Origin of the sequence: Janibacter hoylei PVAS-1 (assembly GCF_000297495.1) — a bacterium.
Classification (GTDB): domain Bacteria; phylum Actinomycetota; class Actinomycetes; order Actinomycetales; family Dermatophilaceae; genus Janibacter; species Janibacter hoylei.
The window spans coordinates 116,643-123,163 of record NZ_ALWX01000051.1 but is presented as its reverse complement, the minus strand read 5'-3'; the positions used below and the strand labels follow the sequence as shown (position 1 = coordinate 123,163).

Annotated in this window: 6 protein-coding genes and 2 pseudogenes; 1 reads left to right on the top strand and 7 read right to left on the bottom strand. The window is 69.7% G+C overall.

The window, feature by feature from the left end:
* The 5 genes and pseudogenes from B277_RS16945 to rpsA form a co-directional block, all read right to left on the bottom strand.
* Nucleotides 1–160, bottom strand: a pseudogene (locus tag B277_RS16945) (IS6 family transposase); the annotation flags it as partial.
* The gene (locus B277_RS17565) at nucleotides 126–569 is read right to left on the bottom strand and encodes a hypothetical protein (RefSeq protein WP_156811783.1); all 444 of its coding nucleotides are present in this window, start codon (nucleotides 567–569) and stop codon (nucleotides 126–128) included. The pseudogene B277_RS16945 and the gene B277_RS17565, both read right to left, overlap by 35 nt.
* Nucleotides 569–1,366, bottom strand: a complete 798-nt coding sequence (gene coaE, locus B277_RS11520) for a dephospho-CoA kinase (RefSeq protein WP_338009766.1) — start codon at nucleotides 1,364–1,366, stop codon at nucleotides 569–571. Before coaE (B277_RS11520) ends, B277_RS17565 begins: the two co-directional genes overlap by 1 nt.
* Nucleotides 1,367–1,478: 112 nt before the next feature.
* Nucleotides 1,479–1,784: pseudogene (gene coaE, locus B277_RS19990) on the bottom strand (dephospho-CoA kinase); the annotation flags it as partial.
* A gap of 125 nt (nucleotides 1,785–1,909) precedes the next feature.
* Nucleotides 1,910–3,400, bottom strand: a complete 1,491-nt coding sequence (gene rpsA, locus B277_RS11515; RefSeq protein WP_007928412.1) for a 30S ribosomal protein S1 — start codon at nucleotides 3,398–3,400, stop codon at nucleotides 1,910–1,912.
* A 489-nt stretch (nucleotides 3,401–3,889) separates the two neighbouring features.
* On the opposite strand from rpsA, the gene B277_RS19985 reads away from it, so the two are divergent.
* Nucleotides 3,890–4,378, top strand: a complete 489-nt coding sequence (locus tag B277_RS19985) for a methyltransferase domain-containing protein (protein ID WP_338009764.1) — start codon at nucleotides 3,890–3,892, stop codon at nucleotides 4,376–4,378.
* Between the two features lie 7 nt (nucleotides 4,379–4,385).
* On the opposite strand, the gene B277_RS11505 is transcribed toward B277_RS19985, so the two are convergent.
* Nucleotides 4,386–5,381, bottom strand: coding sequence for a UDP-glucuronic acid decarboxylase family protein (locus B277_RS11505; protein ID WP_007928410.1), 996 nt, complete (start codon nucleotides 5,379–5,381; stop codon nucleotides 4,386–4,388).
* Nucleotides 5,382–5,394: 13 nt separating this feature from the next.
* On the bottom strand, nucleotides 5,395–6,438 hold the full coding sequence (gene pgfA, locus B277_RS11500) for a cell envelope lipid trafficking protein PgfA (RefSeq protein WP_007928408.1): 1,044 nt from the start codon (nucleotides 6,436–6,438) through the stop codon (nucleotides 5,395–5,397).
* Nucleotides 6,439–6,521 lie beyond the last annotated feature (83 nt).

The following is a 6,521-nucleotide window of genomic DNA, read 5'->3' as shown; positions in this document are numbered from 1 at the left end:
GCCACTGGACCCAGCGATAGATCGTCGTATGGTCGACCGAAATGCCGCGTTCCGCCAGCATTTCCTCAAGGTCGCGATAGCTGATCGGATAGCGACAATACCAGCGCACCGCCCACAGGATCACATCACCCTGGAAATGGCGCCACTTGAAATCCGTCATCGTTCCGTCCGTCCAATCTCCGCCAAGCATGCTCAAGCTTCACGATTTTTGCAACAGAGCCGTCGACGGGGTGCTCGGGCACGCCGTCCCTGGCATCACCGCTGCGGATCGTGCGCCAGTGACCACCGGGGCCACGGCGCAGGGTCCAGGTCCCGAGGTGCGCCACGGGCGCCAGCGCGGCGACGAGCGCCCGCACGGCGTCCTCGGCCTCGTCGTCCTCCCGGGCGTCGTGGCTTCCGGCGACCAGGAAGCGCAGGTGGATCTGGGGCTGGCCTCGCACGAGCTCGACGGAGCGGTCCTCGACGCGATGCCCGCCGGCCAGCAGCGCCTCCGCCCGGGGCAGCAGCGCCTCTGGCGCCACCCCCGGTGTGACCCCGTGGACGTCGACGGCGACCCGGTAGGAGGGCATCAGGCGCCGCCGGCCTCGGGCTCCCACCCCGTCTGCCGGGCCCACTCCTCGAGCCGTGCGTGGATCCCGTCGAACCACGGCTCCTTGGCCTCCGCGTAGTCCTCCATGGCCAGGCCGCGCCCGGCGACCTCCCGCTTGAGCGCGGTGTACTCCTCACGAGCCGTGGCCTCGGCGCGCAACCAGGCGCGAAACAGCAGCGCCCAGCGCCACCCGGGTGAGCCCACCTCACGCACGTGCACGTGGACCGCGACACAGGGGTCGCTGTTGCCGTGGAAGCGCTTGGGCCACTCCTGCGGGCTGCGCCCGTCGACGCGCGGGTGGTCGGCGAGGTACCCGTCGACACGCGGATAGCCCGCGGCGGTCATGGCCCGGACAAAACCCTCCTCGTCGGCGTCGGCGAGGGATGCGACCCCCACCTGCAGGTCGAGCACGTCCTTGGCCACGAGCCCCGGCACGGCGGTCGAGCCGATGTGGTCGAGGGTCGCCGCCCGGTCCCCGAGCGCGTGGGCGATCCGCGCCAGGTGCCTGGCCGCCTGGGCCGGCCACGTGGGGTCAGGGTCGGAGAGCGTGATGACGGGCTCCCGCTCACGGCGCCGCCCGGCGGCGAGGTTGTCGGCGAAGGGAGTGAACCGCTCGTTCCACAGCCGGTCGACCTGGGTGACCAGCTGCTCAGGCGTCCCGTTGTTGTCGAGGAGCACGTCGGCGGCGGCACGGCGCTGCTCGTCCGTGGCCTGGGCAGCGATGCGCGAGCGGGCCTCGTCCTCGGGCATCCCCCGCAGCTCGACGAGCCGCTGCAGCCGGACCTGCTCCTGCGTGTCGACGACGACGACGAGGTGGTACTCCCCCCGCCATCTGCTTCTCGACGAGCAGCGGCATGTCGTGGACGCCGATCGAGGTCCCGGCGGCCTCCGCGGCGCTGAAACGGTCGGCGGTGCGCCCCCAGATCGCCGGGTGGGTGATGCTCTCGAGTGCTGCGAGGGCCTCGGGGTCGCCGAAGACGACCCGGCCCAGGGCCGGCCGGTCGAGGGCGCCGTCCGGGCCGAAGACCGTGTCCCCGAATCGATCGCGGATGGCCGCCAGCGCCGGCTCCCCCGGCTCGACGACCTCGCGGGCGATCTTGTCGGCATCGACGACCACCGCGCCGAGCTCCGCGAGTCTTGCCGACACCGTCGACTTCCCCGACCCGATGCCACCCGTCAGCCCGATACGCAACATGGGCTCGATCCTAGGCATCGTTGCCGTCGACGAAGGCGTCGCCCCAGGAGGTCGCGCAGCGACCGTCACGAAGGGGGGCGCCGCACCAGATGGTGCGACGCCCCCCCTTCGGTCAGACCCTCGGGTCAGTTGCCCGTGAGCTTCTCGCGGAGCGCGGCCAGCGCCTCGTCCGAGGCGAGCGTGCCCTCGGAGGTCGGTGCCGGGGTGCCGGCGCTCGGCGCAGCAGCGCTGTCGGAGCTGTACGAGGTCGCGGCGACCGGCTCGGCGCCGCTCTCCGCAGCGGCGGCGTCGTCGGCCGCAGCCTTCTCGACCTGGGCGCGGTGCGCCTCCCAGCGAGCGTGCGCGTCGGCGTACTGCTTCTCCCACGCCTCACGCTGCGACTCGTAGCCCTCGAGCCACTCGTTGGTCTCCGGGTCGAAGCCCTCGGGGTACTTGTAGTTGCCCTGCTCGTCGTACTCGGCAGCCATGCCGTAGAGCGTCGGGTCGAACTCCGTGAGGTTGGCGCCGTCCTCGTTGGCCTGCTTGAGGCTCAGCGAGATGCGACGACGCTCGAGGTCGATGTCGATGACCTTGACGAAGATCTCCTGGCCGACGTTGACGACCTGCTCCGGCAGCTCCACGTGGCGCTCGGCCAGCTCGGAGATGTGGACGAGACCCTCGATGCCGTCCTCGACGCGCACGAAGGCACCGAAGGGGACGAGCTTGGTGACCTTGCCCGGGACGACCTGACCGATCGCGTGGGTCCGGGCGAAGTGCTGCCACGGGTCCTCCTGCGTCGCCTTGAGCGACAGGGAGACACGCTCGCGGTCCATGTCGACGTCCAGGACCTCGACGGTGACCTCGTCGCCGACCTCGACGACCTCCGACGGGTGGTCGATGTGCTTCCAGGACAGCTCGGAGACGTGGACGAGACCGTCGACGCCACCCAGGTCCACGAAGGCACCGAAGTTGACGATCGAGGAGACGACGCCGGAGCGGACCTGCCCCTTCTGGAGCTCCTTGAGGAAGGTCGTGCGGACCTCGGACTGGGTCTGCTCGAGCCAGGCGCGGCGGGACAGGACCACGTTGTTGCGGTTCTTGTCGAGCTCGATGATCTTCGCCTCGATCTCCTTGCCGACGTACGGCTGGAGGTCGCGGACGCGGCGCATCTCGACGAGGGAGGCGGGGAGGAAGCCACGCAGGCCGATGTCGAGGATGAGGCCACCCTTGACGACCTCGATGACGGTGCCGGTGACGACGCCGTCCTCCTCCTTGATCTTCTCGATCGTGCCCCAGGCGCGCTCGTACTGCGCACGCTTCTTGGACAGGATGAGGCGACCTTCCTTGTCCTCCTTCTGGAGGACGAGGGCCTCGACGCTGTCGCCGACGGCGACGATCTCGGACGGGTCGACGTCGTGCTTGATGGACAGCTCGCGCGAGGGGATGACGCCCTCGGTCTTGTAGCCGATGTCGAGCAGGACCTCGTCGCGGTCGACCTTGACGATGTGGCCCTCGACGATGTCGCCATCGTTGAAGTCCTTGATCGTCGCGTCGATGGCGGCGAGGAGGTCTTCCTCAGAGCCGATGTCGTTGACGGCGATCTGAGGGGCGGTCGTGTCGACCGTGCTGGCAGTCATGTAGTAGGAACTCCGATTGTGGACAGGTGATCGTTCGGACGGGTGCTGCAGCACCCGGGTGCCCGGGTGGGCACACAGAAGTGCGTGTCCATCCTAGGGCCCGCCGGCGAAGGGAGCAAAGCCGGCCTCGTCGGCTAGCGTCCGGAGCCATGGACGAGCACGAGGTCGAGTACACCGAGGCGATCACCCGGCGCGAGAGCGGCCAGGCGGAGACGGTCTCGGCCAACCGCGGCTGGTGGGACCGGGAGGCGTCCGACTACCTCACCGAGCACGGCTCCTTCCTCGGCGACGCCGACCTCGTGTGGGGTCCGGAGGGATGGTCCGAGGACGACCTACACGTGCTCGGCGACCCCGCGGAGCTCGCGGGTCGACGGGTGCTCGAGTTCGGCGGCGGCGGCGCCCAGGGCGCCCGCTGGTGCGCCGCCCGCGGCGCGACCGTCGTCTCGACCGACCTCTCGGGCGGCATGCTCGCGACGGCCCGGCTCCTCGATGCCCGCACCCCCCGGGCCGGCACCCGCCCTCGCCCAGGCCGACGCGACGCGCCTCCCCTTCGCCGACGCCTGCTTCGACGTCGTCTTCTCCGCCTACGGCGCGACTCCCTTCGTCGCGGACTCGGCGGGGCTCATGCTCGAGCTCGCCCGGGTCCTGCGACCGGGCGGGCTGCTCGCCTTCTCCACCTCGCACCCGATCCGGTGGGCCTTCCCCGACGTCCCCGGGCCGGAGGGGCTGACCGCCAACGGCTCGTACTTCGACGAGCGGCCGTACGTCGAGGCGACGTGGGGCGAGGCGAGCTATGTCGAGCACCACCGCACGATGGGGCACCGGATCGCCGAGATCGTCGATGCGGGGCTCGTGCTGCGCGCCGTCCACGAGCCCGAGTGGCCGGCCGACAACCGCGAGGTGTGGGGTGGGTGGTCGCCGCTGCGCGGCGAGCACCTGCCGGGGACGGCGATCTTCGTCGCCACGCGACCGGCGTGACGGGCGGTCAGTGCCCGGCGAGGATGTGAGCGGTCTCCTCGGCCCCGAGCGGCGGCTCGGCGAAGTGCTCTGCCCGCGTCTCGTCCCGGAACCAGTCGATGGTGCGCAGCAGCGCGTCCTCGATCGGCACCTCGGGGTTCCACCCGAGCAGCTCCTCGGCCAGTGCCGTGTCGGGTCGACGGACCGTGGGGTCGTCGACGGGGCGCGGGATGTACTCGATCGTCGAGGAGGACCCGGTGAGTCGGATGATCCACTCGGCGAGATCTTTCATGGAGATCTCGTGCGGGTTGCCGATGTTGACCGGCCCCGCGTGGTCGCTGTCCGCGAGGGCGAGGATGCCCGTGACGAGGTCGTCCACGTAGCAGATGGAGCGGGTCTGCGACCCGTCGCCGGCCACTGTCACCGGCTCGCCCGCCAGCGCCTGACGGACGAAGTTGGGGATCGCCCGACCGTCGTTGGGGCGCATCCGCGGACCGAAGGTGTTGAAGATCCGCACGATGCCCGTGCTGATGCCGTGGGTGTTGCGGTGGGCCAGGGTCATCGCCTCGGCGAACCGCTTGGCCTCGTCGTAGACGCCGCGCGGCCCCACGGGGTTGACGTGCCCCCAGTAGGTCTCGGGCTGCGGGTGCACCGCCGGGTCGCCGTAGACCTCCGAGGTGGACGCGAGGACGAAGCGGGCCCCCTTCGCCCGGGCCAGGGCCAAGGCGTGCATCGTCCCGATGGAGCCGACCTCGAGGGTCTCGATCGGCAGTTTGAGGTAGTCGACCGGACTCGCCGGCGAGGCGAAGTGGAGCACCAGGTCGACGTCACCGTCGACGGAGACGTCACGGGTGACGTCGACCTGGTGGAGCTCGAAGCCCGGCTCGTGCTGCAGGTGCGCGACGTTGGCGGCATCACCGGTGACGAAGTTGTCCAGGGCGACGACCTGGTCGCCCCTCCGGATCAGCCTCTCGCAGAGGTGGGAGCCGAGGAAGCCGGCCCCTCCCGTGACGACGACGCGCATGTGGTGCTGCTCCTCAGTGACCGTGCAGGTCGCGACGCGGGCGGGTCTCGGCGTCCGGCGCGGCCGAGCCGAAGACCGGGTCCTCCCGGTCGTCGACGTAGGCCGGGGCCGGCTCACCGCGACCGCGACGGCCGATGACGAGCGAGAGGAGCAGACCACCCAGCAGGAGCAGCAGACCGAGGATCGTGAAGACGATCGGGAGGGCCGTGTGGACCATGTTGAGCAGCGTGGACTTGGAGCTGTACTCCTCGACGTTCTTGTCGACGGTCTCGGGCGTGAAGCGCGAGGTCGTCTCCAGGGCGTTGAGGGTCTTGCCGTTGTAGCGGAACTCCTGCTTCTGCTCCTCGACGCGGTCGAGGACGACGCCCGTCACCGGTTCGACCCAGAAGGTGCGCTTGTTGGAGTAGTAGCGGTCGGCGTTGACGGCACCGGAGTCGTCGGCTCCACCGAAGAGGTTGCCGGGCAGCTCACGCTGGGCGTACTTGGTCTCGGGGACCTCCTGCGTGAACTTGTACGTCTTCATGCCCTGCAGGTCCTCCTCGCCCTCGTACTTGACGGGGAAGGACTTACCGACGGTGCTGTCCCACCAGCTGTACTCGTCGGTCGGCTGGGTGTCGAAGGGGAACTTCACGAGGAGGCCGTCGCGCTTGACCTCTTCGCCGTTCTTGGACTCGCCGCAGCAGTTGATGGCCTCGCCGGTGTGCCGGTCGAAGACATACACCTCGGTGCTGCCGTCCATCGGGATGTTGTCACCGTTGTTGTCGCTGACCTGGCCGCTGTTCCAGACGGCGACGTCCCTGCCGGACTCCTCGGAGGCCTGCTCGGCCGCGTCCGGGTCGCCGATGATGCGGGCCGTCGTCGTCAGCTCGCCCTGGCCGGGCTTGACGTTGTCCGCGTCGAAGAACTTGGCGTCGGGGTCCTGGACGATCTGCGTCGTGTTCTGGTCGTTGGGGACGACCGCCAGCTTGGGATAGGCATAGAACCGAAAGAGCAGCCCCATGGTGAGGATGAACGCTCCGACAGCCATGATGATCGCCGGCAGCAGGTACTTGCGCACGAGAGAACCCTCCTTGGTCCTGAATAACTTACCGGACAGTAGCACCTCGTGAGCGCCGCCTCCGTCCGGGCACAGCCTAGGGG

Coding starts and splice junctions, on each gene's coding strand:
- B277_RS19985 (WP_338009764.1), top strand. CDS start 3,890: ATGCCCGCACCCCCCGGGCCGGCACCCGCCCTCGCCCAGGCCGACGCG.
- B277_RS17565 (WP_156811783.1), bottom strand. CDS start 569: ATGCCCTCCTACCGGGTCGCCGTCGACGTCCACGGGGTCACACCGGGG.
- B277_RS11505 (WP_007928410.1), bottom strand. CDS start 5,381: ATGCGCGTCGTCGTCACGGGAGGGGCCGGCTTCCTCGGCTCCCACCTC.
- rpsA (WP_007928412.1), bottom strand. CDS start 3,400: ATGACTGCCAGCACGGTCGACACGACCGCCCCTCAGATCGCCGTCAAC.